General features: G+C 63.1%; 24 protein-coding genes. 17 read left to right on the top strand and 7 right to left on the bottom strand.

What is annotated here, in order from left to right; translation table 11 throughout:
* Positions 1 to 29 precede the first annotated feature (29 nt).
* Complete coding sequence (locus V9L17_RS01115; RefSeq protein ID WP_337350104.1) at positions 30 to 809, top strand: IclR family transcriptional regulator; 780 nt, start codon at positions 30 to 32, stop codon at positions 807 to 809.
* Between the two features lie 12 nt (positions 810 to 821).
* Here V9L17_RS01115 and V9L17_RS01120 read toward each other — a convergent pair whose 3' ends face one another.
* Positions 822 to 1,586 carry an IclR family transcriptional regulator gene (locus V9L17_RS01120; protein ID WP_337350105.1) on the bottom strand — a complete coding sequence of 255 codons (765 nt, stop codon included), beginning with the start codon at positions 1,584 to 1,586 and terminating at the stop codon, positions 822 to 824.
* 203 nt (positions 1,587 to 1,789) lie between these two features.
* Here V9L17_RS01120 and V9L17_RS01125 point away from each other — a divergent pair, with 203 nt between their 5' ends.
* A complete protein-coding gene (locus tag V9L17_RS01125) occupies positions 1,790 to 2,281 on the top strand; it encodes an RNA polymerase sigma factor (RefSeq protein WP_337350106.1) in 492 nt (163 codons plus the stop codon).
* On the opposite strand, the gene V9L17_RS01130 is transcribed toward V9L17_RS01125, so the two are convergent.
* The 4 genes from V9L17_RS01130 to V9L17_RS01145 form a co-directional block, all read right to left on the bottom strand.
* Positions 2,267 to 3,715, bottom strand: coding sequence for an amino acid permease (locus V9L17_RS01130; RefSeq protein WP_443197996.1), 1,449 nt, complete (start codon positions 3,713 to 3,715; stop codon positions 2,267 to 2,269). The genes V9L17_RS01125 and V9L17_RS01130 overlap by 15 nt on opposite strands.
* A 189-nt stretch (positions 3,716 to 3,904) precedes the next feature.
* Positions 3,905 to 4,723 (bottom strand): SDR family NAD(P)-dependent oxidoreductase, encoded by an 819-nt coding sequence (locus V9L17_RS01135; protein ID WP_337346739.1) that lies wholly within the window; start codon positions 4,721 to 4,723, stop codon positions 3,905 to 3,907.
* Between the two features lie 183 nt (positions 4,724 to 4,906).
* Positions 4,907 to 6,310, bottom strand: a complete 1,404-nt coding sequence (locus V9L17_RS01140) for a GntP family permease (RefSeq protein WP_337346740.1) — start codon at positions 6,308 to 6,310, stop codon at positions 4,907 to 4,909.
* Between the two features lie 84 nt (positions 6,311 to 6,394).
* Positions 6,395 to 6,934, bottom strand: coding sequence for a gluconokinase (locus V9L17_RS01145; protein WP_337350107.1), 540 nt, complete (start codon positions 6,932 to 6,934; stop codon positions 6,395 to 6,397).
* A gap of 190 nt (positions 6,935 to 7,124) precedes the next feature.
* On the opposite strand from V9L17_RS01145, the gene V9L17_RS01150 reads away from it, so the two are divergent.
* The 15 genes from V9L17_RS01150 (at position 7,125) to V9L17_RS01220 (ending at position 21,427) form a co-directional block, all read left to right on the top strand.
* Positions 7,125 to 7,859: a FadR/GntR family transcriptional regulator gene (locus V9L17_RS01150; protein ID WP_337350108.1), complete on the top strand. Its 735-nt coding sequence runs from the start codon at positions 7,125 to 7,127 to the stop codon at positions 7,857 to 7,859.
* A gap of 99 nt (positions 7,860 to 7,958) precedes the next feature.
* On the top strand, positions 7,959 to 9,707 hold the full coding sequence (gene ctaD / locus V9L17_RS01155) for an aa3-type cytochrome oxidase subunit I (RefSeq protein WP_337350421.1): 1,749 nt from the start codon (positions 7,959 to 7,961) through the stop codon (positions 9,705 to 9,707).
* A gap of 283 nt (positions 9,708 to 9,990) precedes the next feature.
* Positions 9,991 to 10,503 carry a hypothetical protein gene (locus tag V9L17_RS01160; protein ID WP_337350109.1) on the top strand — a complete coding sequence of 171 codons (513 nt, stop codon included), beginning with the start codon at positions 9,991 to 9,993 and terminating at the stop codon, positions 10,501 to 10,503.
* Between the two features lie 54 nt (positions 10,504 to 10,557).
* Positions 10,558 to 11,841: a DUF6421 family protein gene (locus tag V9L17_RS01165; protein WP_337350110.1), complete on the top strand. Its 1,284-nt coding sequence runs from the start codon at positions 10,558 to 10,560 to the stop codon at positions 11,839 to 11,841.
* Between the two features lie 5 nt (positions 11,842 to 11,846).
* Positions 11,847 to 13,136 carry an ATP-grasp domain-containing protein gene (locus tag V9L17_RS01170; RefSeq protein ID WP_337350111.1) on the top strand — a complete coding sequence of 430 codons (1,290 nt, stop codon included), beginning with the start codon at positions 11,847 to 11,849 and terminating at the stop codon, positions 13,134 to 13,136.
* Positions 13,133 to 14,002 (top strand): branched-chain amino acid transaminase, encoded by an 870-nt coding sequence (locus V9L17_RS01175; RefSeq protein ID WP_337350112.1) that lies wholly within the window; start codon positions 13,133 to 13,135, stop codon positions 14,000 to 14,002. Before V9L17_RS01170 ends, V9L17_RS01175 begins: the two co-directional genes overlap by 4 nt.
* Positions 13,999 to 15,360 (top strand): ATP-grasp domain-containing protein, encoded by a 1,362-nt coding sequence (locus V9L17_RS01180; protein ID WP_337350113.1) that lies wholly within the window; start codon positions 13,999 to 14,001, stop codon positions 15,358 to 15,360. Before V9L17_RS01175 ends, V9L17_RS01180 begins: the two co-directional genes overlap by 4 nt.
* A 26-nt stretch (positions 15,361 to 15,386) precedes the next feature.
* A complete protein-coding gene (locus V9L17_RS01185) occupies positions 15,387 to 16,631 on the top strand; it encodes an MFS transporter (RefSeq protein WP_337350114.1) in 1,245 nt (414 codons plus the stop codon).
* Positions 16,632 to 16,695: 64 nt separating this feature from the next.
* Positions 16,696 to 17,175 carry a hypothetical protein gene (locus V9L17_RS01190; protein ID WP_337350115.1) on the top strand — a complete coding sequence of 160 codons (480 nt, stop codon included), beginning with the start codon at positions 16,696 to 16,698 and terminating at the stop codon, positions 17,173 to 17,175.
* Positions 17,176 to 17,392: 217 nt separating this feature from the next.
* A complete protein-coding gene (locus V9L17_RS01195) occupies positions 17,393 to 17,671 on the top strand; it encodes an uberolysin/carnocyclin family circular bacteriocin (RefSeq protein WP_337348349.1) in 279 nt (92 codons plus the stop codon).
* A gap of 73 nt (positions 17,672 to 17,744) precedes the next feature.
* Positions 17,745 to 18,233 (top strand): hypothetical protein, encoded by a 489-nt coding sequence (locus V9L17_RS01200; RefSeq protein ID WP_337350116.1) that lies wholly within the window; start codon positions 17,745 to 17,747, stop codon positions 18,231 to 18,233.
* Positions 18,234 to 18,242: 9 nt separating this feature from the next.
* The gene (locus tag V9L17_RS01205; protein ID WP_337350117.1) at positions 18,243 to 18,851 is read left to right on the top strand and encodes a hypothetical protein; all 609 of its coding nucleotides are present in this window, start codon (positions 18,243 to 18,245) and stop codon (positions 18,849 to 18,851) included.
* Positions 18,852 to 18,887: 36 nt separating this feature from the next.
* A complete protein-coding gene (locus tag V9L17_RS01210; RefSeq protein WP_337350118.1) occupies positions 18,888 to 19,295 on the top strand; it encodes a hypothetical protein in 408 nt (135 codons plus the stop codon).
* A 6-nt stretch (positions 19,296 to 19,301) separates the two neighbouring features.
* On the top strand, positions 19,302 to 20,831 hold the full coding sequence (locus V9L17_RS01215) for a hypothetical protein (protein WP_337350119.1): 1,530 nt from the start codon (positions 19,302 to 19,304) through the stop codon (positions 20,829 to 20,831).
* A complete protein-coding gene (locus tag V9L17_RS01220) occupies positions 20,783 to 21,427 on the top strand; it encodes an ABC transporter ATP-binding protein (protein WP_337350120.1) in 645 nt (214 codons plus the stop codon). Before V9L17_RS01215 ends, V9L17_RS01220 begins: the two co-directional genes overlap by 49 nt.
* A gap of 98 nt (positions 21,428 to 21,525) precedes the next feature.
* Here V9L17_RS01220 and V9L17_RS01225 read toward each other — a convergent pair whose 3' ends face one another.
* Both V9L17_RS01225 and V9L17_RS01230 read right to left on the bottom strand, forming a co-directional pair.
* Entirely contained in the window at positions 21,526 to 21,810 is a 285-nt protein-coding gene (locus tag V9L17_RS01225; protein ID WP_337350422.1) for a hypothetical protein, read from the bottom strand.
* Entirely contained in the window at positions 21,810 to 22,655 is an 846-nt protein-coding gene (locus tag V9L17_RS01230) for a hypothetical protein (protein ID WP_337350121.1), read from the bottom strand. The genes V9L17_RS01225 and V9L17_RS01230 overlap by 1 nt, the downstream gene beginning before the upstream one ends.
* Positions 22,656 to 22,713 lie beyond the last annotated feature (58 nt).

Consider the following 22,713-nt stretch of genomic DNA (forward strand, 5'->3'; position numbering starts at 1 on the left):
CTGGCGGCACCTCCGTTAGACTCTGGCCTATGTTGAAATCCTCCAGCATGGGCCGCGGCATGCTGGCCATCCTGGCATTGGGTGCACGGCAGGGCGCAGGACTTCCCGGCGGCACTGTGGCAGGGATCGCCGCCGATCTGGACAAAGACCGCAGCCAGGTCTCGCGGAACCTCCGCACCGGTGAGCAGGAGGGATTCCTCAGCCGGACTGGCGAGCGCACGTACACCCTGGATTGGTCCCTCCTGACCGATGCGCAGCAGTTGACCGCCCGGAGGCTGCATACAGACGGTGCCGTGGCTCTGGAGCACTTGGCCCGAGACACCGACGAGGCCTGCTTCCTTGGGGTGCTGCACGGCGCGGGCACGGTGACCATCGGCGAAAGCGTTCCGGCCAGCAGCAACCTGGTGGGTTCGTGGCTGGGCAGGCCCTACCCCGCGTACTGCAGCGACGCCGGGCAGGCTGCACTGTGGGAGTCATCGGACACCGAGGTGCGGACGGTGTTTGCCGGCGTCGACTTTGTGCGGCACGGCCCCAATACCCCGTCCGACGTCGACGACTTCCTTATGCGGCTGGCCGCGGCGCGCGTGCGGGGCTACTCAGTGGTGGATGAGGAAGCGGAGCCGGGACTCTATTCGCTGGCCGTGCCCGTCCGGGACTTCAAGGGCGAGGTGGCGGCAGCGCTGCAGATCGTCGGCACGAAAGCCCGCCTGGAACCGCGGCGGACTGAGTGCGCCGCGGCTTTGGTGGCAAAGGGAACATGGCTTGAGGCCCGGCTGGGGTACCGGCAGCCGCTAAGCAGCCAGGACTAGGCGGGTGCAGGACTAGCTGGCGGCAAGGGAACCCAGCCGCTCCGCTGCCCCACGCAGAACGGTGGCAACTCCCGCGGCATCCGTTCCCATTTGGGCACGGCTTCCCAGCACGCTGAGCGAGGCGAGGATGGCGCCGTCGGTCTTCCGCACAGGGACGGCGACTTCCACAATGTCGTGCTCAAATTCCTCGTCGGAAGTGACGTAGCCCCTGGGCACGTCGCGGGCCATCAGGTCCCACACTTCATCAATGGAATGTGCGGCGCCGGGGCCACCCACCCCGATGAAGTTCACCTCGTGCAGCAACTGGTCCAGGGCGGACCGGTCGTGGTCCCAGAGCAAGGCCCGGCCGGCACCAGAACACCACACCGGCGTCACCATCCCCGGCGCTACGAAGCTGCCCAGTCCGGCGTCGTTGCTGGAAGTGCGCAACAGGATCGCCCGGAAGCCGTCCCGAATAGAGAGCCGTGCCCGCAACCCCAAGGCGGAAACCAGCGACTCCAGTTCTGGCTTCGCTGCACGTACCCAGCCGGTGTTGAGCGAAGCGGCCAGGCTGAAGAACCGCGGCCCGGTCAGGAACGGTCCCCGGTCCGCCCGCTCCAGCAGGCCCAGATCGCACAGCTCCTGTGCGAGCCGTGACACGCGGCCCTGGTCCATGTCCAGTTCCGCCGCCAGCTGGGATACGCCGGGCTGCTGCCGACCGCGTTTTTCCCGGTCCACCACCAGCCGGAGAATGCGGAGCCCCTGCGCCAACGATGACGCCTCTGCGGACGAATCCACGCCTGTTACCCCTTACTGCCGGTGCCCGCACTATTGTTCCACGGCAATCCCCGGCGGTCGCGGAGGCGACGTGCGCTGGTTACGGAACTGCCGACGTCGTACGTTCACTTCCGGGCCCTGATATCCGGGGCTTCCTGCATGACCCGGTTCAAAATAGTCCCCCTCATCATGGAACCGGCGCCGGCGACCGGACACTATGAGGTATGGGCGATCCATCGGATGTCTCGGACGAGGTTTTGTGGTGCCAGGCGGTCAACGGTGATGGCGACGCCTTCGGGATACTTTTTGACCGCCACCATGACCGGGTCTGGCGTCACGCGACAAAAGTGCTGGGCCAGCCGCATGTGGCTGAGGACGTCACTGCCGTGGTCTTCTACGAAGCATGGCGACGGCGTGCCAGCATCCGCATGGTGAATGACTCAATACTGCCCTGGCTCCTGGTGACGACGAACAACCTGATCCCCGGAGTCACCGCCAGCGAGCAGGCCAACTTCGATGGCAAGGTTGGCGTGGCGATCGGGCGGACGGAACCCCTTCGCGCCGGACAACGGGCAGAAATGATCATCGACCCCGCGAACGGGCTGGTCATCGGCGAACGGACCATCATGACCTACGCTGCCTTTGGCTTCGGGTCCAATGAGGTGACCGGACACACCGCCATCGACTACCGAATCGTGGATTCAGCTCCCCAGTGAGGGCCTGACCGGCGTTTGGCGGCCGTGCCGGAAGTAGAAGTAGCCGTAGCAGGCAACGACAAACGGGACGCCGAAATAGAGTGCGGCCACCTGGTTGGGATCCAGCGCGATGCCCACCAGCGAGATGACGCACAGCGTGAACGCCAGGATGGGCACCACGGGGAACCACGGGGCCTTATAGGCGAGGGCCGCAACGTCTCCGCCGTTCCGCACAAAAGCGCGCCGGTGGAAGAAGTGCGAGGCGGTAATGGACATCCATACGCCCACCACAGCGAAGCCGGCTACGGAGACCAACACCAGGTACACCGTTTCCGGGGCCACCACGCTGCTGACCAGCGAGGCGATGCCGCCCACCATGCTCACCGAGAGTGCGATCAGCGGGATGCCGCGGCGGGTGAGCTTCTTCAGGGCCCGGGGTGCGTGCCCCTCGTCCGCCAGGGAGTAGAGCATCCTGGCACAGGAGAAGAGGCCGCTGTTACCGGCGGACAGGAGCGCGGTGATGATCACAAAGTTCATGATGTCGGCGGCGAAAGGGATCCCGACGGCGGAGAAGACCGTAACGAACGGGCTCTCGTCCAGCCCCACTTCGGTGTACGGGATGGTGGCGGCGATGACAGCTATGGCCCCGACGAAGAAGATCAGCAGGCGTATCACGGTGGTGCGCATGGCTTTGGGGATGCTTGTGGCGGGGTCCTTGGTTTCGCCGGCCGCCACGCCGATGAGCTCGGAGCCGGAGAAGGCGTAGAACACGGCGAGCACGGTGACCAGTACGCCGGTGAAGCCGTTGGGGAACAGTCCGCCCTCAGTGGCGAAGTTCTCGAACAGACTGGGGTGGCTGCCGCCGTCGCTGAGTGGGCGGAAGCCGAACAGCGCGGCGCCGCCTAGGACGATGAGGCCAATGATGGCGCCTACCTTGACGATGGCGAACCAGAACTCGGACTCGCCGAAGAACTTGGCGGACACAGCGTTGAAGCCGAACAGCACGGCGGCGAACACCAGGCACCAGACCCACACGTCAACGTCCGGGAACCAGCGTTGCATGAGGAGCCCGGACGCAGTGAACTCGGAGCCGATGGCCACGGCCCAGCAGAGCCAGTACAGCCACGCCGTGGCGAAGCCGGTGGCTGGGCCGATGGAGCGCGCGGCGTAGATGTGGAATGCCCCGGAGACCGGATACGCGATGGCCAGCTCGCCCAGGCAGGCCATCACGAGGTACACCACAAACGCGCCCACCAGGTAGGCGAGCACCGCGCCCAGCGGACCGGCCTGGGAGATGGTGTACCCCGAGCTGAGGAACAGGCCGGAGCCGATAACGCCGCCCATCGCGATCATCACCAGGTGCCGGGAGCCCATGGATCTGCGGAGTCCGGGTTGAACAGGTGCCAGCCCGGTCGGCGTCGTAGCGTCCAGCGTGAGGGGTGAGGGGGATTCCACGATCGTCTCCAGGAGGGGTGGTCAGCAGGTGTGCGGCAGATGCGCGCACTCCAGTCCCGTCCCGGGTAACGAAGATATGCACGTCAACAGAGAGAAATTAGCACAATCGCCGAATTACGATCGTTAAAATCATGCGAACTTGTTCATATTGCACACTTGTTACCTCGGGTGACCCGACCCAGTGGAGATCTAGGGCGCCACCAACGCTTCGCTGGCCTCCCACAGCCCCTGCGCCAGCCCGGCGTCGTAAGCCTGCGGGTTGGCCTTGGCCAGTGCGCGCTTGGCATAGTAGGCGCCGGAGACCCAGTCAGTGCCGGCGGTCCCGTTGATGAGCCACAGCATGGTGTCGGCACCCTGGTCCGGACTGAGCATAAAGCGGTTGAGCAGGGTCTTGTAGGCGTGCCGCCACGGGCTGGACGAATCCGCTGCGAAGTTGGTGCGGACCACGCCCGGGTGGAATGCCGCCGTCGTGATTCCCTGCTCGCCGAACCGGCGGTGCAGTTCTGAAGTGAAGAGGATGTTGGCGAGCTTGGCGGTGCCGTAGGCACGGTGCGTGGAGTAGCTGTGCTCGGCGTTGAGGTCGAAGAGGTCCAGTTTGCCGAAGTTGTTGGCGCCGCTGGCGGTGTTGATGACCTTGGCGTTGCTGGCGGTGAGGACGTCCATGAGCTCGGTGGTGAGCAGGAACGGTGCCAGGTGATTGATCTGGAAGGTGGATTCGTTGCCGTCCACCGTAAGCTGGTGCCCGCTCCGGATGCCGCCGGCATTGTTGGCCAGGACGTCGATCCGGTCGTAATCGTCCCTGAGCTGCGCGGCGAGGGTGCGGACCTGGGCGAGTTCGGCGAAGTCGGTGACGAAGTAGTCCGCGTTCAGTTCCTTCGCGAGGGCCTGCGTCTTTTCCTCGGAACGGCCGACGACGACAACCCGGTCCCCTGCCTCCGCGAGCGTCCGCGCGGCTGCTGCGCCGATGCCGTCGCTGGCGCCGGTGATCACGATGGTGCGTTGGGTCAAGGGGTGTCCTTTGATCGGGATTCAGCGCTCGGGTGGAACACGCTGCCTCTGGGCACAACGACGGCGGGCCGGCCGGTGTTCCCCCCTGTCCCCCAAGCGCCCCCCAACTAAGTAGCAGCAGATGTCGTTTTGAGGGCTCAAAACGACATCTGCTGCTACTTAGTTGGGCTGGAGCGGGGGAAGTTAGCCAGCCACCCCGGCGAGGAAGAACAGGGCCGCCGCGATGGCGAAGCCCATCACACCGATCAGCGTTTCCATCACGGTCCAGGTCTTCAGCGTGGTCTTGACGTCCATGCCGAAGAAGCGACCCACCAGCCAGAAGCCGGAGTCGTTGACGTGGGAGACAACCACGGAGCCAGCGGCCACGGCGATGACCAGCGCGGCAACCTGCATACCGGTCAGGCCGGCCAGTGCCACAGCCGGGGCGATCAGGCCTGCGGTGGTGGTCAGTGCCACGGTGGCCGAGCCCTGGGCGATGCGCAGGATGGCGGAGATCAGGAAGCCGGCCAGGATCAGCGGGATGCCCAGGTTGCCCAGCACGTCCGCCAGGGCCGCGCCGATGCCCGATGTGCGCAGGACGCCGCCGAACATGCCGCCTGCGCCGGTGATCAGGATGACCGAGCAGACCGGGCCGAGTGAGGATTCGAGCAACTTCTCGATGGCGCCGGCATCCTTGCCACGGCGGGCGCCCAGGACAAACACAGCCACGAGCACGGCGATCAGCAGGGCCACCGGGGTTTCGCCGATGGTGCGCAGGATCTGGAACCACTGCTCGTTCTTGACGCCTTCGGACAGCGCGCCCGAGGAGGCCAGGGTGTTCAGCCCGGTGTTGAGGAAGATCAGGACGAGCGGCAGCAGCAGCAGGCCAACGATGGTGCGGAAACGCGGTGGGTGGGACTCGGCTTCAGCGGTGGCGTGGCCGAGGATTTCCGGAACGGGCAGGACCAGCTTCTTGCCGGTCCAGAGGCCGAACAGGTAGGCGGTGACGTACCAGGTGGGGATGGCGGTGATAAGGCCGGCGATCATGACCAGGCCGATGTTGGCATCGAAGAAGGCTGCGGCGGAAACCGGGCCCGGGTGCGGCGGCAGGAAGATGTGCATCACGGAGAACGCACCGGCAGCCGGGAGGCCGTAGCGCAGCACTCCCCCGCCCAGGCGGTGGGCGACGGCGAAGACGACGGGCAGCATGACTACCAGGCCGGCGTCGAAGAAGATGGGGAAACCGAAGATCAGCGATGCGAGGCCCAGGGCGAACGGGGCCCGCTTCTCGCCGAAGACACCAATCAGGTACTCGGCAAGGACTTTCGCTCCGCCGGACGTTTCAACGATGCGGCCGAGCATTGCGCCGAGGCCGACGAGGAGCGCCACGGTGCCCAGGGTGGTGCCGAACCCGTTGATCAATACCGGTACCACCTGGTTGGCGGGGATTCCGGTGGCAAATGCTGTGGCGAGGCTGATCACGATCAGGGCGACGAGCGCGTGCATCCGCAGCTTGATGATCAGGAACAGCAGCACAACAATCGCTGCCGCGGCGATGAGCAGCAGGGGGCCTGCGCCCAGCGTTTGGGTCCATCCTTCGATGACCATGGTTCTCCTTTGAAACAGAATTTATGGGGGGAAATCGGGGGGTCCGGCGAGCCCAAGGGCTCAAGGACCGATCAAAATTGAGGGTCAGCTAGCCGCCGGCTGTGCGGGCAGCTTGAGCGCTGCGATCACGGCGGCGACGATCTCCTCCGGGGAGAGGGAGATGTCCAGCTGGAGGCTGCCGGCGGCGAGTTCGCCGTCGGTCAGCGGTTCCAGGGTGGCCAGTTGGCTGGGCAGGAGCGTGGGCGGCATGAAGTGGCCTTCGCGGCCCTGCATGCGCTGGCCGATCAGGTCGGCCCCGCCGTGCAAGTGCAGGAACAGGACCCGGCCCTGCGCATCGGAGAGCAGCCGTCGGTAGCTCTGTTTGAGCGCTGAGCAGGTGAGCACGGTGCTTTTCCCGGCGGTGGCCTGGGTGGTCATCCAGTCCTGGATCTCCCGCAGCCAGGGCCAGCGGTCCTCGTCCTGCAGCGGAATGCCCTGGGTCATCTTGTCGATGTTGGACTGCGGGTGGAACTCGTCCGCTTCGGCACAGGCCCAGCCAAGCTGCCGGGAAAGAGCTGCCGCAATGGTGGACTTGCCGGAACCGGCAACGCCCATTACCACCAGGTGCGTGGCTGGATACTGCATGTTTTACCTCCGAAGAAGACGCCGTTGGCTTAGTGAAGAAAGCTCGTTGCGCATCTCACAGTGAGGTGCGCTGGAGATAAGGTATCACCATTTCGGCCCACAGATACTATCTTTTGGTGTCACAAGTCATACCTTTACGACTTTCTCGGTACGATTGCAGGGCGCGCAGGCGCAGAGGAAGGTAGGCCAGATGTCGACGGCGACACCACAGGACGCGGAAACCGCGGACGACGGCGGGGCCTCCCCCGCGATGCATGAACGCGTTCTGGAGGCGGTTGGCATAGCCATCGCGTCCGGAAGTCTTCCGCCCGGAAGCCGGCTCACGCTGGACTTGCTCCAGCAGGAGTACGGGATCTCCCGCACCGTGGCCCGCGACACGATGAAGGTCCTCGAATCCATGAACCTCGTGTATTCCCGCCGCCGGGTGGGCATCGTGGTGCAGGAGCGCGCACTGTGGAACGTCTACGACCCCAAGCTGGTGCGCTGGCGCCTCGCCTCAGACAACAGTGCCGAGCAGTACAGCAGCCTCACGGAGCTGCGCATCGCCGTCGAACCCATTGCCGCGGCCGGGGCCGCGCGCCGGGCGAGCGCCGCCGAGCGCGCCAAGCTGCTTTCGTTGGCGGGCGACCTTCGCCGGCTAGGTGAGGCCGGCGACCTTGAGGGCTTCCTGGCCGTGGACATCGAGTTCCATCGGATGCTGCTCCATAGCTGCGGCAACGAGATGTTCACGGCGCTGGAAGGCATGGTGGCCGAGGTCTTGACCAGCCGAACCAAGCAGGGGCTCATGCCGTTCAAGCCGCGGAACGAAGCGTTGCAGGCGCATGAGGATGTAGCTGCCGCGGTGGCCGGTGGGGACGCCGTCACCGCTGAGTCCGCCATGCACCACATCCTGGACGAGGTCCGGAACGCGATGGGCCTGCACTAGCCTCTCCTCTTCCCGGAGGCCGCGTTCCTGAGTAGCCTGCAATTAGGGACTCAAACTAGGGACTCTGTCGCGCCATACAGGAATTCTGTGAGGTGGAAAATGGCCATCGCCGGACATTCACAAAGGACAGCCGCTTCCGTGCCCGCAGCAGTACCGCGGCGCAAAGGCAGCATGGTGGTCAGATGGATCACGTCCACAGACCACAAGATCATCGGGTACATGTATCTGATCGCCTCGTTTGTGTTCTTCATGATGGCCGGGGTGATGGCCCTGCTCATCCGGGCCGAGCTGTTCGAGCCCGGCATGCAGATCCTGCAGACCAAGGAGCAGTACAACCAGCTGTTCACCATGCACGGCACCATGATGCTGCTGATGTTCGCCACCCCGCTGTTCGCCGGCTTCGCCAACGTCATCATGCCCCTGCAGATTGGTGCACCTGACGTCGCGTTCCCGCGGCTGAACGCACTGGCTTTCTGGTTCTTCCTCTTCGGCTCCACTATCGCCGTCGCAGGCTTCATCACCCCGCAGGGCGCGGCGGCGTTCGGCTGGTTCGCCTACGCACCGTTGAACAACACCACGTTCACCCCGGGCGTGGGAGGCGACCTGTGGGTCTTTGGCCTTGCGCTGTCGGGCTTCGGCACCATCCTCGGTGCCGTCAACTTCATCACCACCATCATCTGCATGCGTGCCCCGGGCCTGACCATGTGGCGGATGCCGATCTTCACCTGGAACACGCTGGTCACGGCCATCCTGGTGATCATGGCCTTTCCACCGCTCGCCGCTGCACTGTTCGCCCTGGGTGCGGACCGCAAATTCGGCGCCCACATCTACGACCCGGAGAACGGCGGCGCCGTCCTGTGGCAGCACCTCTTCTGGTTCTTCGGCCACCCAGAGGTGTACATCATCGCCCTGCCGTTCTTCGGCATCGTCTCCGAGATTTTCCCGGTCTTCAGCCGGAAACCGATCTTCGGCTACAAGGGCCTGGTCTACGCCACCATCGCCATCGCCGCCCTGTCCATGACCGTATGGGCGCACCACATGTACGTGACCGGTTCGGTGCTCCTGCCGTTCTTCGCCTTCATGACCATGCTGATCGCAGTGCCCACCGGGGTGAAGTTCTTCAACTGGATCGGCACCATGTGGCGCGGTTCCCTGACCTTCGAAACGCCAATGCTGTGGAGTCTCGGCTTCCTGATCACCTTCCTTTTCGGTGGCCTGACCGGCATCATCCTGGCCTCGCCGCCGTTGGACTTCCACGTCTCTGATTCCTACTTCGTGGTGGCGCACTTCCACTACGTCGTGTTCGGCACCGTGGTGTTCGCGATGTTCGCCGGCTTCTACTTCTGGTGGCCCAAGTGGACTGGCAAGATGCTCAACGAGCGGCTCGGAAAGATCCACTTCTGGATGCTGTTCCTGGGCTTTCACGGGACGTTCCTCATTCAGCACTGGCTGGGCGTCATGGGCATGCCCCGCCGGTACGCGGACTACCTGGTCGAAGACAACTTCATGTGGATGAACCAGTTTTCCAGCTTCGGGTCCTACCTCCTGGGCGCATCGATGATCCCGTTCTTCTGGAACGTCTACATCACGGCGCGATCGAGCGAAAAGGTCGAAGTGGACGATCCGTGGGGCTTCGGCGCCTCGCTCGAGTGGGCCACGTCCTGCCCGCCGCCACGCCACAACTTCACGTCGCTGCCAAGGATCCGCTCCGAGCGTCCGGCCCTTGACCTGCATCACCCGGAGCTTCGTGTGCGCGAGCACGACACCAGCCATAGCCCCGCGGCTGCAGCCCTGGGGGCCGCCGATATCGGCGAAAAGGACGTCCGTAATCCCAACCCGGACAAGTAGCCCTGGGGCACTGACACTGGGCAGGGCCGGTCGCTGACCGGCCCTGCCCAGTGCTGGCAACCGCGCGTCATACAGATGTGGGCTGGTCCGTAACAAACTGCAAGCCCGGGCTTGTTTCCGTAGGGTCGATCCCGATGCAATATGTCCACTCGTTGGATAAGCATGGATGCAACGCCATCCACCGCCAAAGACTTTCCGGACCTCGCGATTATCTCGGCACCAAAGGTGACAGTATTTGGTGGCACTTTTCGCGTGGGCTCCGGCTGATTGAAATGGGACCAAATTGGGGAATCTGGACTATAAAACTGTACGAACTCTCGGTCCGGAGGGATCAAATCTCGAGGCCGCTGCACATGAATGGTTCCGCAGAAATGGGATCGCCGGAACTGTTGTGCTGCATCCAAGCGTTGAGGACGCCATCGAAAAGACCGATGGCAAAGACGAAGCAATCATGGCGTGCGCCGCCTATCCAAAGTTTCACGACATTGTGTTCCGGAACCTCTCGACCCTGGAAATCGTCGACAGCTTCATTATGCCGACGCACAACATGGTTCTGGCCGCCGTCGGCAGCAGTGCCATATCGACCTGCGCCAGTCACCGCGCGCCCAGTTCCCTCCTGCCAGAAGGCGTGCGCTGGATCGAAAGCACCAGCAACTCGCAGGCAGCACTGGACTGCCTGAGCGGATCGGCAGATGCGTGCATAACCACCGATGTCTCCGCCCGGCGACATGGAATGTCCGTGATTCGTGACTTCGGGCCGGTGCCCATGGCCTTTACGCTGCATGCCGCGCCCTAGCCATCGCACCGCATCAGAGACTGCTGGAAAAGACTTGGAACTGAGGAAGAAAAAATGAACCCGACAACAACAACCCCCAAGACTCTCGGGAGTTTTGTCGAAGACGCGAACAAAGGCCGCGCCGACTATCTGCGGCGCGTGCTGTCCCCCCTCGTGGACAGGTTCCGGCGCCGGCAGGAACTTGACGGACGCATCGAACGGCCCGATGACAGCGATGTAACGCTCCTTCGGGAGATCGCAGACGTGGCAAGTACATTCCTTCGCGAAATGGGAAGGGACCAGCAGGCACGTGCCCTCCGCGAGGACATCGACGCCTGGATTGACGCTGGCCTCGACGCCAAACCCGCCTTTGACCGCAGCCGGGACACCTTCACCGTGGTCCCGAACAATGCTGAGATGTTCTTCCTGGGGGCTGTTTACGCCACCAACAGCGAACAGCCCTGCGGCCACCGGTTGGACTACTTCTACGCGCAGCGCCACGAGCCCACCTTTGTGACGTCGATAGCCGAGGAATATCCCCACCCGAACAATGTGGTGCAGGAGGTCATTCTCCTCGCTGGGAGCGAAGGTTTTACCCGCGGCAACTGCCTTGTCTTCTTCCCGGAAAATATTGCCGCGGCAGAAAAGATCAAGGAGCAGAACTATGCCGTGTTCTTCTTCAGCAAGTTCCAAGCCATCCATGAGGAAATCGGGGTGGCAGCTGCCCGCGAGGTGATGACGCCCGAATCCGTCATCCTCGATTCCGGGGGCATGGACCCCTACGGGTGCTACGAAGCCCGCAGCCTCTGGGGGTACCTGCACGACAGGGCACACTTCAGCGGCAAATGGCCTATTGGCGATTACACACTGCTGAAGATGAATTGGTTCATCGGGGTCCTTGAAGAGATCAAGGTTGATGCCAAAGCAATCCTCTTGGCTCACTCGACATCAATGCCTTATGCGAACGAACTGCTCGCCATGATTCTTGTCGAACGGCTGTTCCGGTACCCGCTGGAAAAGGAAGCGGAATCGAATTTTGACGCGGCAACGGGCGTCTTCCTGTATTCCTGGTTCCATGCCGCCGGAGCCCTTCAGGTCTCCGATGGCCGCCTGGCAATCGACCGTGAGGCTGTGCTCGCACTGCTCCCCCGGCTGGTGAGTGAGATCGAAGCCGTTGAAAACAGTGCGGATACGCCGGACGAATACAAAGCAGCGGCCAAAGCCTTTGTCTATGAGTACCTGGCCCCCGGCGAGGACGGCCGCAGGTACAGGTTCCTGCCATATCAGGACATCCTGCGCTCCAGGAGCAGCCACCTCGCTGAGCAGGCACCTCTCGACTTCTCCAATCCCGTCCTGTGATCCCGATGACCGTTGAGGGAGCTAACCCCGGGTCGACAAAACGGCCAAAGGTCTTGGCCCTGCACCAGCGTACGAGCCTCGCGTGGCTGTTTAACAGCGCAACAGCTGCCGGTTTTGACGTTGTCCTGGTGCCGCTCGACACGGAGAAATCGGTCAGCCGCGACCAACTGCCGCCGTGCGTCACTGACGTCGTCTGGGCCGACTACACGCAGGACCTTGACCGCCTTGTCGGCTTCTTGGCCACGGTTATTGCCGAGCACGCCATCGATGGAGTACTCGCCTGCCACGAGGATTCCGTGGCCCTCGCAGCCCGCCTGGCGGAAGCCTGCGGACTGCCAGGCATCTCCCCGGCAACCGCGGACATTCTGCGCGACAAAGGAACCTTCCGGTCAGCGCTCGACGACGGCGGGTTGAACGTTCCGCGCTTCGCCGCCGGAACTGCGGAGGACGGACTCCTCGAAGCAAGTGCCAGTCTGCGGTTTCCGGCGGTTGTGAAACCGGTGGACGGGTACTCCAGCGCAGGGGTGATCAGGGTTGACCGGCATGAGTTGCTGCCGGAGGCCATCGCCAGTTGCCAGGAGGCAGCCCGGCCGCTCCGCGAACAACTCGGCATCACCGCGCAACGCCTGGTTGTGGAGGAATTCCTCGACGGCGTGGAGCTGGCCGTAGAGTCACTGAGCTACGCGGGCGAGACGCAGATTCTCGCCATCGGGTTCAAGGGACAACCCGCCGGGCCCTACTTCGAAGAAAGCGTCTATCAGGCGCCCGCCCGGCTGGACGAAGAACTCCTTGAGCTCGTGCGCAACGAAGTAGTTTCCGCCCACAGGCACCTCGGAATTGGCTGGGGACCCACGCATACGGAGCTCAGGCTCGGTCCGGGTGGACAGCCGTACATCCTCGAGATCGGCGGACGGGTGGGCGGGTCCGGGGTCTCGCACTACATCGTGCAGGCATCGACCGGTGTGGACTACTTCGGAGAAGTCCTCGCGGCAGCAGTGGGCCGCGAACCAGAAGTGATGAATGTGCCAGAAATCCGGACCTTGGCGGCCGCCGGCAACTACATCGTGCAGTGCCAGGGGTCCGGGGTCTTCCAAGAGGTCGAAGGCCTGTCCGAGATCGGTACCGACCCCAGAGTCGACCTCGTAGTTTCCACCATGCGGCGCGGACACTTGGTCAAGCCCTATCCCGAATTCAGCGGCTACCCGGGGTTTGTGTTGTCCCGCCATGACGACATTGACGATCTTGAAGTTTTCCACCGGCAGCTCGACGACCGGATCAAGGTGGTTTTCCAGTGATCGCTGAAGCGGACAACATATGGTTTGACGGACGATTGGTCCAGGCCGACAAAGCCGCCATCAGCGTGATGAGCCACAGCCTGCACTATGCAAGCTCGGCCTTCGAGGGAATCCGGGTCTACGACGGCGTGCCGTTCAAATGTGAGCAGCACCTGGCCCGGTTGGCTGCGTCAGCGAACATCCTGGGCTACAACCTTCCGTACACCATTCCGGAAATGCAGGACGCCGTCGCTGCTGTGGTGAGCCGGAACGGCCTTCGGGATGCCTACGTCCGCCCGGTGGTCTGGCGCGGTGAGGAATCCGTTGGCGTGCGGGGCGAACGGTCAAGCGTCCATCTCGCCGTCGCCGCCTGGGAATGGCCTTCGCCGTTCTCCACCCGGCAGGTTGAAAACGGCATTTCCGTCCAGGTCTCGCGGTGGCGGCGGCCCTCGCCTGAGTCTGCGCCCACCGAAGCAAAGTGCGCAAACCTCTACACGATCGGCACGCTGGCCGCGTCGGAAGCAAGCCAGGCAGGATTCGATGACGCCCTCTTCCTCAGCCACCGGGGATTTGTAGCCGATCTCACGGGGGCCAACATCTTCCTGGTCATCGACGGCGAACTGCACACGCCGGACTGTGACTCCTTCCTGGCGGGGATCACCCGGCAAACGATTCTCGACGGCGCGGCGGAGTTGGGCCTGAAAACGCACATCCGCGACATCCAGGTCGCGGAGCTGGACACAGCCACTGAGGTGTTTGTCTGCGGAACTGCCTACGAGATCCTGCCGGTGGCCCGGATCAACCAAACAACGTATTCCCCACCAGTGATTGCCGGGCGCATTCGCGACTGGTACCTGTCGCTGACCCGGGTGAAGGAGCCGGTATGAGCGAGGCAAATTCTGGAAGCGGCCCAACCCAGCGTGTCCTCATGGTGGGGCTTGACTGGCCGGCCATCGATGCCGCTGCCCGGATGGGCCTGGACGTTGTGGTCATCTGCTCCAGCAAGGCGTGGAAAGCTTCCTTCCGCTCCCACCGGGCAGAGGTTTCGCCTCTGCTGGTGGAGGACCAGTCGGTGATCGACCAATGCCTGTCTGCCATCAGCCTTGCGGGGCTTGACCTGGAATCGTTCGGCGGCGTGTACACCACCGACGAGTTCTCCATCGGCGCGGCTGATCGGCTGGCAGAGCTCGCCGGTACGCCCAGAATGACGTCGAACGGATCGGTGATCCAGTTCCGCGACAAGGCCGTGCAGAAGATGTCACTCAGCGGGAGCACGGTGAGGACCGCCAGGGCTGTCCATGTCCACGACATCCTGGCTTTTGACCCGGCGTCCCTGGACTGGTCCGGGCCACACGTCCTCAAGCCAGTAGCCAGTGCAGGGACCATGCATACGGCGAAAGTCGCCAGCGCCGGGGAGTTCTCGGAAGCGGTCGGCCGGATCCGCGGCACCCGGGCCGAAGACCTGAACTACGTCGTCGAGGAGTTTGTCACCGGCGAAGAGTGGATAGCGGACGGAATCATCTTCGACGGGAAAATCGAGTTCCTGTCCTTCAGCCGTTACGGCGAGCCATGCCTTGATTCCCTCGACGGCGGCCGGGCGATGACAATGCAGAAACTGGACCATGGCATGCACCGGGTCCATGTGGAGCGGTTGAAGCCCTTCGTCCACGATGCCCTCGCTGCCCTTGGGGCGTTGAACGGGGCATTCCACATGGAGTTCTTCTACCGGCCAGGCGATGGCACAGCCATTTTCGGTGAATGCGGCATCCGCCGGGGCGGTGCCTTCACCTACGAACAGCTGCTGGCCAAGTACTCCTTCAACATCGTTGAAGCGGCCTTGAGGTGCTGCTTGGGGGAACGGCCTGATTGCGCCACCGTTTCCTCGCCTTCGGCTGTTGGCACCACGCAGCTGCTGAACGTGCCGGGCACGGTCCTGTCCAGTCCGAGCTATCTGGACATCGAGGCGCAACCGGACGTTAAGTTCGCCCGCGTCTTTTCACCGCCGGGATCGGTGGTTGCCCAGGGCGAAGGCCATGGAACTCACATCAGGTCGGCCGAGGCGCTGGTGGTGTCCCGCACAGACGCCGAGATGGAAGCCAGCATCCGTGCCCTGCAGGAATGGTTCCACGAGGCGTCGGTAGTGGTGCCGGTTACGCAGGATGTGGCGGAGCTGCGCCAGTGGCAGCGGAAACACTTCCCGGAGTCCGCAGCCGGCGACCGGACCTACGTGGGGCTGGACCGATGAAACCCAGGTTCCTGGAAATTGTCGGCATGGCGTGGCTTAGCGATCCCCAGCTCGGCACGGCCAACCGCAGGACGCTCGCGTCCATGACGTACAGTGCCTTTTTCAAGGCGCTGGCGCGCGGGCTGCTGGTGGCGGTGTCTGTACTGTTCGCCACCACCCAGGTGAAACTGAGCGCCGGCGAAACGGCATGGGCCTTCACTATTGCCGGCGGCCTCGGGCTCATGGGGTCCCTCCTGGGCGGCTTCCTGTCGGACCGGTGGCATCCGCGGACGGTAGCCGCTGTGTCCTCGTTTCTTGCAGCCGCGGCCCTCACCGGGCTGGCTGTTTTCCCGCATGCATCGGTTTTTGTTGTTCTCCTCAGCATCGCAACGTTTGCTGATCGTGTATCGAGTTCCAGCAACGCCACGCTCGCCGGGATTGCCGTTCCAGGTGATTACTCGGTCCTTACAAGGGCTCTCATGCGCACGGTGGGCAACATTGGCATTTCACTGGGGGCGGCTGCGGCAGTACCCGTTCTCCTTGCCTCCACGGCTCCCTGGTATGTGGCAGCTTTTGCCGTGATGGCCGCCCTCGAGGCCCTCGCCGGCGGCTTTCTCCTTCGGGTCGGCGCCGATCGCCCCGCCCCTGCCGCAAAAAGTCACTTCCCCGTGAGCATGGTTGCCCGCGACGGCAAGTACCTGACTTTCGCATTATTGGCGGGGTTGATGTCTGTCCTCTACCTCGTCCTGGATTTCCTCCTACCAATGTGGATCACCACCGGGACGTCTATGCCCACCTTCATGATCTCTGCGGCCGTCATCCTGAACACTGTCCTGGTGGTGTCGCTGCAGATGCGGTTTGCCGCCATGGCGTCCGGCTACGAGGCCGCCGTCCGGCAGTGCCTGCTGTCCGGAGGGGCACTGGCCTTGGCCACGGTTCTGTTCAGCGCCTCCGGGTCGTCCAACACCGTACTCGCCATCATTGCGCTGCTGCTGGGCGTGGCCACGTTGTCCGTGGCGGAGGTGGTATTTTCCGCCGCCGGCTGGACCCTCAGCTACGCCTTGGCGGATCAGCGCAGGCTCGGCGCCTACCAGGGAGTATTCTCCTTCGGTACGTCCCTCGGCGTCATGGCGGCGCCGTTGATCCTGACATTCACGGTGGTCAACCAGGGGCTTGGCGGCTGGCTACAGCTGGGGACGGGATTCCTGGGTCTTGCAGCTGCGATGTTCTTCATTCTGCGGCACAGGAGTTTCCGGAGAGCCGGCACTCCGGAGCTGGTGACCGTGGACTAGGCATGGTTCAGGCCATTGTGCCAGACCGGGCCGCGCGGAAACGGCTCGGGCGTAGACTCGCAGCATGAAATCGGATTGGGGGATCCTGGGTTTGCTTGCTGCGCTGGCAGTCGGGATTGTGCCGGCCACTGGCTGCACCGTGGTTGCGTGCCCCGCCATCGGCTATGTCAGAACCCTGACGGTGCACATCGAAGGAAATATCGCGGCCGTCAGCGATGTAAAGCTGTGCGACGAGACGCGATGTTCGGAACCGGGGCCTACGGCGGGCACGCCGGTCCCCATGAAGACCGTGGTCACGGAGTTCTCCCCCGAGCCGCAGCCAACCGTCACCTATCCGCCGTTCCACAGCCGCCGGGAAGATCAGGACACCTGGGTTTTCACTGTGAGCTCTGGCGATCCGGCAAAGGTCACTGTGCGGGCCCACGCCGCAGACGGCAGAGTGCTGGCAGAGCGGGAGCAAGAGCTTGTCTGGACGAGGGTGGGCGGAACCGAACAGTGCGGAGGGCCTGTCACTACGCCGCCGATCCTGTTGCCAGTGCCCTGACGGCACTTAGGGACCGTTGCACGGTCCTGTCGACCCAACACCCAGATTCGGCAGTTCCGGCCCCATTTTTAGCCCTTCCCACACGGCTTTCGACCGATCCGCCACCTAGCCACCACGTTCAGCAGGACGATGAGAGGCGTGGGCGCTGATTCACGGCCTACACCTTTCAGGACCAGCTGCGCGGCTGGTCGGTTACGTCGACAAACAGGAGTTGAAAGTGGCATCAACAATCACGAAAAAGACAGGGCTGCAGGCCGCGACGGCAATGGCCCTCGCCGTCGCTGGCATCTTTGGCGCCAGCCTCGCCGTCTCTTGGATCGCGGGATCACTCGGCATCTCAGCTGCGGCGGCATCCCAGATCGTTAGGGCCATCGAGGTCGGAGGCTGGGCGCTGGTCGCAATCGGCGCTGTCTTCGGTGCCGGGATCACGGGCGCACTGATCGCGACAGCCCGGGCAATCCTTTTCCGCGTCGGCCGGGCACAGGCTGTCGCCTAAATCAATGCTTCCGGGAATGGCGCGCGTGCTTGGGAGCATTCCGAAAGGGCTGCTCTCAAGCACGGGTTTGATCATGGCTGCCATAGCCGTCTTCGGTTACGTCGCGGTCGATGTGTCTTGGGTCCGTGACGCCAAGGGACCGGGCAGCAGTCCGCTTTACGGTACGGATTTCTTCCAGATCCTGGCGCGGAATATCGGCGCTGCGTTGGTGCTTTACTCGGGCGTTGTGACGCTAGGGCTCACCACCATAATCGGAGCGGGGATCCTGGCCCTGTACGTCGGGGCCACCCTGTCCCTTGGGTTGAATTCCGTTGGCGGGGCAACCCTCTTCGCCGACGTGATTTGGTACGTCCCGTTCGAATTCTTCGGCCTGGTGTTGGCGACGACTGCCGGACTCCAGCCAGCCGCAGGGCTGGCGGGCCGCCTGATGAAGAACAAGCCCGTGAGCGTGGGCTCGTTCGTCGACTCCATCGCACGCTCCCTGGGCTCCTTGCTCATCGCCGTCGCCCTGATAGTCATCGGCGCGGCCATCGAGAGCGTCTTGATCCACCTGAAAACCTAAGGGAATCCAATGAACAACGAGGAGAATGCTGCGCGATCCGAGACCGTCATCCCGGTACCCCAAGCCCCGAAAACAGGATCGGAGCCGTCCGCAGGGAGCCAGGTAAGTTCAACGTCGCGGGTGCTGTGGATCGGGGCGTATGTCGTCATCATGGTGTTGATAGGCCTGCGGCTCCCCCTGGTCCGTCAACACCTCACGGCAGAAGTGCCAGTGGAGGTGAAGGCCGGGCTGGGTGACGATCGCCTGCTCAGCCTCTCGATGACCGTGGGTACCGTCCTGTTCTTCCTGGTGTACGCCGTGATCATGTGCCTCTACTTCTCACTTGCCGGTTTCCTCGACAAACGGCTGGTCCCCGCCAAAGCGGTCATCGGTGGCAGTTTCAAGGTCGGCGTCTTTTTTGTGATCCCTGTGCTCGCCACCGTTCCGGTCAACCTGTTCAGCCTGGCGCTGGGCATCGTCCAGCCGCGGGACGTCCCCGGATATTGGTTCTATTTCCCGTCTATGGCAATACTCGCGCTGGCACTCTTCTACCGCCATTGGAAAGGCTTCCGGCCTGGGAGGAAGTGCCTCGTTGTGATTTCGGCTCTCGGGCTCTCAACGATCCTTGCCCTCGGCTAGCGCCTTCAAACCCAACTCTCCAGGACTGAAAGCCTCATGATTAGCCAGTACTACCGCCACTTACTCAGCATCCTAGGTTTCGTGGTTGCCGCCTGCTCCAGTATTTCTGTGGCGCTGTTGTGGGCCGCGCCGCCTCCCACCGGGCTCAAGAACATCGACCCCGTGGCTCTGAAGGCCACCATTGTCCTCATCCTCGCATTCCTTGGCGTTGTTATGCCGTTGGCTGCCATCTTCACCCCCGCCTTGCGGTGGCTCGTTCTCAAAGCCGCAGTGTTCGCCGTCGCGGGTTTGACCAACGCGGTGGCGCTCAGCCCGGAGCTGGCGGTCCCGTTTCAAGATACGGCGTCGGTCATTGCCGTCGCCTGCGGGCTCGGCTTGGCGGTCGTCAGCATTCTGGCCTTCATGGACTCCGTCCAGAAGAAGAACCCGCAGAGCAAGTTCTAGACCCTGGTGAGCGCGAAACTTAACGCTGCTGACGTCGGGAGTCTCCCTGGGGGCACGTCTGGCCTGACTGCCTCCGAGTGGTTCGCCGATTACAGGACGTTGCGCGACTTCCGCGTGTTCGAGATAGTCAATGCCCTGCGTCTGTCGCTCACACTGGACAGTTTCAGGGTCCTCGTTGCCTTCGGTTCGATAGCCTTGGTAGTGGTCGGCAGCCTCGCATTTGTGTCGGCAATGTCAGTTCTCCGCGATGGCCCGTTCCGTGATGACTCGGCCGGTGTACTCGTTTGGGGGCTCCTCGCGATCCTTTACTCCACAGCCGCGATGGTGTTTAGCGAAATCGTCTCCAGCCGCAGACTGGCGGTCTCGGGCACACCGCACCTTGAGCTGTTCAGGTCCTTGGAACTTCCCTTCCGGCAAGTAGTTGTCAGGTATGGCGCGATACCACTGTTCCGGCGGATGGCCGTGCTCTACTACGCGGCAGCGTTGTTCCTCACCGTCTTCTTCGAGCCAACGGCGAACTACTCAAATATTGTTGCGGCTGCAGTCAGCGTCCTTACCCTGTCGTCCGCAGCGTGCTTGTACTCGGTTCTTCACTTCGCTTCGGCCCCGGCACGGCGAATGAGTGTACGTTGGCCGGCGTGCGGGTTGATGCTGTTGCTGGGCCTCGTTCTTGGAACTGTCACCGGGGTCCTGGGTTCCCGGCCCGGGCCATCCGCCATTTCCGTCGGGATAGTCCCGGACTACCTGCCGCTAATGTCACTGCTCGCCTGCGCCGCTGCCGGGTTGGTTCTACTGGGCAGCATCCGGAAGTGGCGCGCCCTCGGCTACCGAAGGGTACTCCTGGCCGCCCAGCTGAGTAAGCACCGCAGCCAATCAGGCACTCTCACAAGATTCCTGTTGTTGGACCTCTTGGGCAGCAAGCAAGGTTCCGTAGTCGGCAGCATCATTTTGGCGTGGATCGCTGTCGTAGGTTTCCTTCTTGGAGCAGGCGGCGTCCTGCCACTGGCCACATCCCTCAACAGCCAGGACCTGCAACGATCCCTCGTAGGCATGACGGTGCTGCTCAGCTTGGGGATCACCGAACCGATGCTCCACCGGATCGGACCCACTGCGAAGCTCTATCATTTTCGCTTTGCCTGGGAGAACGGCAGCTCGGCCGGAAGCGTTGTCGCCTCTGTCATCCGGGTGTATCTCCTCCTCGGAGGAATTATTGGCGTCTTCATCTTCTGCTGCGCATTCCTGATGTTTGGCGTTCCGGCTCCGGGCACCGTCTTTGTGGGAATCGTCGTCACGGCCTCAGGAATCATCGCAGAGACGCTCTCCCGGCCACCCGTCAGCACCGACGGCACGAAATCCAATGACGTAATGGACGCACTTTTCACGCTGCTGCTGGTTTCTCCGTGCTCGCTCATCCTTGTCCTCAGCCCCGAATACGGCACCCTGCTGTTGTTGGGCTACTCCATCCTCTTAACTCTGGGAGCCGCCGCATGCCTGCGCACGCACCTATTGAAGCTTCGATCGAGCTCGACGGCGTAATGGCCGGCTATCGGCAGGATGCCCCGATCCTGCACGGGCTCAGTCTCTCCATGAACGCGCCCGGGCTGTACCGGGTGGCGGGCAGTAACGGCAGTGGTAAATCAACGCTGCTTGAACTTCTCAGCGGCTTCCTGCAGCCCTGGCAAGGCAGCGTTCGGCTGTGCGGGGTTGACGCCGCTTCTCCCCAGGCAAGGCGCCTGCGCAGCGTGTGCCGAACGACGCCGGCGGTGTACCCTTCCATGACCGTCCAGGACCATTTGACCTTCGCCGCCCGCAGCCGGCGGACAGACCCGAAGGCCAGCCGGGACCGGGTCGAAAAATACGGGCTGCATGACTGGTCTGAACAGCCCGCGGCGTCCTTGTCCACGGGAAACCTTCGCAAGCTCTGGCTTCTCATGTGCACAGTCGCGGATACCCCTGTTGTTGCCATCGACGAGCCTTTCAACGGCATGGACGCCCAAGGTATTGAGGCCCTCATAGGCGAACTGAACGAGTGGGCAGGGTCCAAGGTAATAGTCCTCGTTTCCCACACCGTCCCGGAGGGATTGTCCTTAGACCATTCCTTCATTTTCAGGCGGGCCGAAATGGATACCTGAGTGTGTTTCGACGGCATCGTGGACCCTCCGCAGCACGCAGGCACCCGCTCCGTTGTATCCAGAGAGCGGGTGCCTGCGAGCCGACGCCGGTTCGGCTATCACTTCGAGCGGTCGATCTTTTTCACGAGGTTGTTCCTCTTGCGGTGCAGTTTCCACCAGCTGACAGTGCCATTGACCTGAATCTTCCCGAGTTCTTCCAAGCTGGGCAGATTCTGGTCTGCCAGCTCTCGGGACACCTCCTCGGTGTCCTTGTTCGCCCGCGCCTCGACGATAGCCTGCGCGGTCTTCACCCGGTCAGATGACAGCGGGTGCGAGGCGATCTCAGCGTCGACGGCGTCAAGCTTGGCTTTCAGTCCTTCAAGCGACTCACGATGGAACATCATCACCTCCCGATGATGCAGCGGAATGCGCCGTAGCCGAACGCCGCGAGAATCGCGCTCGGCGTGCCCGTCTGGGCGATCCTTGCGATCTGCGGGCCATTAAGGCCGATACCAATCAGGCACCGGTACACCCACGGGGCAATCCAGATCGGGTCGGCCACAACCGGATACGCGATCCCCTCGTGTGCTGTGTGAACGACGACTTGAGTCAATGTCGACCCGTTGATCTCGTAGTTGGTCCGAATGTTCTTCCCGTTCGCGTCCTTCGCCCATGCCGACGCCACTGCGAGCGCAACGGTTCCGTCTCCGTTCACGACGGCGGCACCGCTGTCAGTGAGCTCAAGATGCTGCCCTGGTTTGAAGGAGACCTCGTAGGAGTAGCGGGTAGGAGCATCCGCCCCAGCAATCGTCGTGAGCATTTGTACTCCGACGTCGCCGACGATGATGGAGTTGGCGCTCTCCTCTCCAGGGAAGGTTACGACCCCATCACCGAGCGCCGTGGCCATTCCGGCTTCGGCTGCGTTCGGGAGTCCAATCCCGATACTCTCACCCGCTTCATCGGTTAGGGTGACGCCTTCCTCGAGAACTGTCGGGACCTCAACGGATCCGGCACTGAGTTCGATCTCGCCAACCGGGGCCTTCGCCGGCTCCGTCGGCTCGACGAGAAGCAAGTCATTGAATCGCTCAACGCTCGCCAGCGACTGTGCGACGAGAATTGGCGTGGCCTGAGAATCGTCAACCGCCAAGGCTCCCGCTGGGTGAGCGACCAACATCGTCGCGGCGAGAGCTGTCACCGCGCTCAGCGCCGTCGAGCTTCCGGCCCTTTCGCAGATTGGTTTCATCTTCATTGTTTACTCCTTGCTGTGGGTACCCGGCCGGGTTGGGTGGTCGGTTGCATGCGGTAAC

Source organism: Pseudarthrobacter sp. CCNWLW207 (assembly GCF_037203945.1).
GTDB lineage: Bacteria > Actinomycetota > Actinomycetes > Actinomycetales > Micrococcaceae > Arthrobacter.

Coding starts and splice junctions, on each gene's coding strand:
- V9L17_RS01225 (WP_337350422.1), bottom strand. CDS start 21,810: ATGATGTTCCATCGTGAGTCGCTTGAAGGACTGAAAGCCAAGCTTGAC.
- V9L17_RS01150 (WP_337350108.1), top strand. CDS start 7,125: ATGTCGACGGCGACACCACAGGACGCGGAAACCGCGGACGACGGCGGG.
- V9L17_RS01180 (WP_337350113.1), top strand. CDS start 13,999: ATGAGCGAGGCAAATTCTGGAAGCGGCCCAACCCAGCGTGTCCTCATG.
- V9L17_RS01115 (WP_337350104.1), top strand. CDS start 30: ATGTTGAAATCCTCCAGCATGGGCCGCGGCATGCTGGCCATCCTGGCA.
- V9L17_RS01230 (WP_337350121.1), bottom strand. CDS start 22,655: ATGAAGATGAAACCAATCTGCGAAAGGGCCGGAAGCTCGACGGCGCTG.
- V9L17_RS01200 (WP_337350116.1), top strand. CDS start 17,745: ATGGCTGCCATAGCCGTCTTCGGTTACGTCGCGGTCGATGTGTCTTGG.
- V9L17_RS01170 (WP_337350111.1), top strand. CDS start 11,847: ATGACCGTTGAGGGAGCTAACCCCGGGTCGACAAAACGGCCAAAGGTC.
- V9L17_RS01165 (WP_337350110.1), top strand. CDS start 10,558: ATGAACCCGACAACAACAACCCCCAAGACTCTCGGGAGTTTTGTCGAA.
- V9L17_RS01210 (WP_337350118.1), top strand. CDS start 18,888: ATGATTAGCCAGTACTACCGCCACTTACTCAGCATCCTAGGTTTCGTG.
- V9L17_RS01190 (WP_337350115.1), top strand. CDS start 16,696: ATGAAATCGGATTGGGGGATCCTGGGTTTGCTTGCTGCGCTGGCAGTC.
- V9L17_RS01205 (WP_337350117.1), top strand. CDS start 18,243: ATGAACAACGAGGAGAATGCTGCGCGATCCGAGACCGTCATCCCGGTA.
- V9L17_RS01145 (WP_337350107.1), bottom strand. CDS start 6,934: ATGCAGTATCCAGCCACGCACCTGGTGGTAATGGGCGTTGCCGGTTCC.
- V9L17_RS01140 (WP_337346740.1), bottom strand. CDS start 6,310: ATGGTCATCGAAGGATGGACCCAAACGCTGGGCGCAGGCCCCCTGCTG.
- ctaD (WP_337350421.1), top strand. CDS start 7,959: ATGGCCATCGCCGGACATTCACAAAGGACAGCCGCTTCCGTGCCCGCA.
- V9L17_RS01125 (WP_337350106.1), top strand. CDS start 1,790: ATGGGCGATCCATCGGATGTCTCGGACGAGGTTTTGTGGTGCCAGGCG.
- V9L17_RS01185 (WP_337350114.1), top strand. CDS start 15,387: ATGGCGTGGCTTAGCGATCCCCAGCTCGGCACGGCCAACCGCAGGACG.
- V9L17_RS01220 (WP_337350120.1), top strand. CDS start 20,783: ATGCCTGCGCACGCACCTATTGAAGCTTCGATCGAGCTCGACGGCGTA.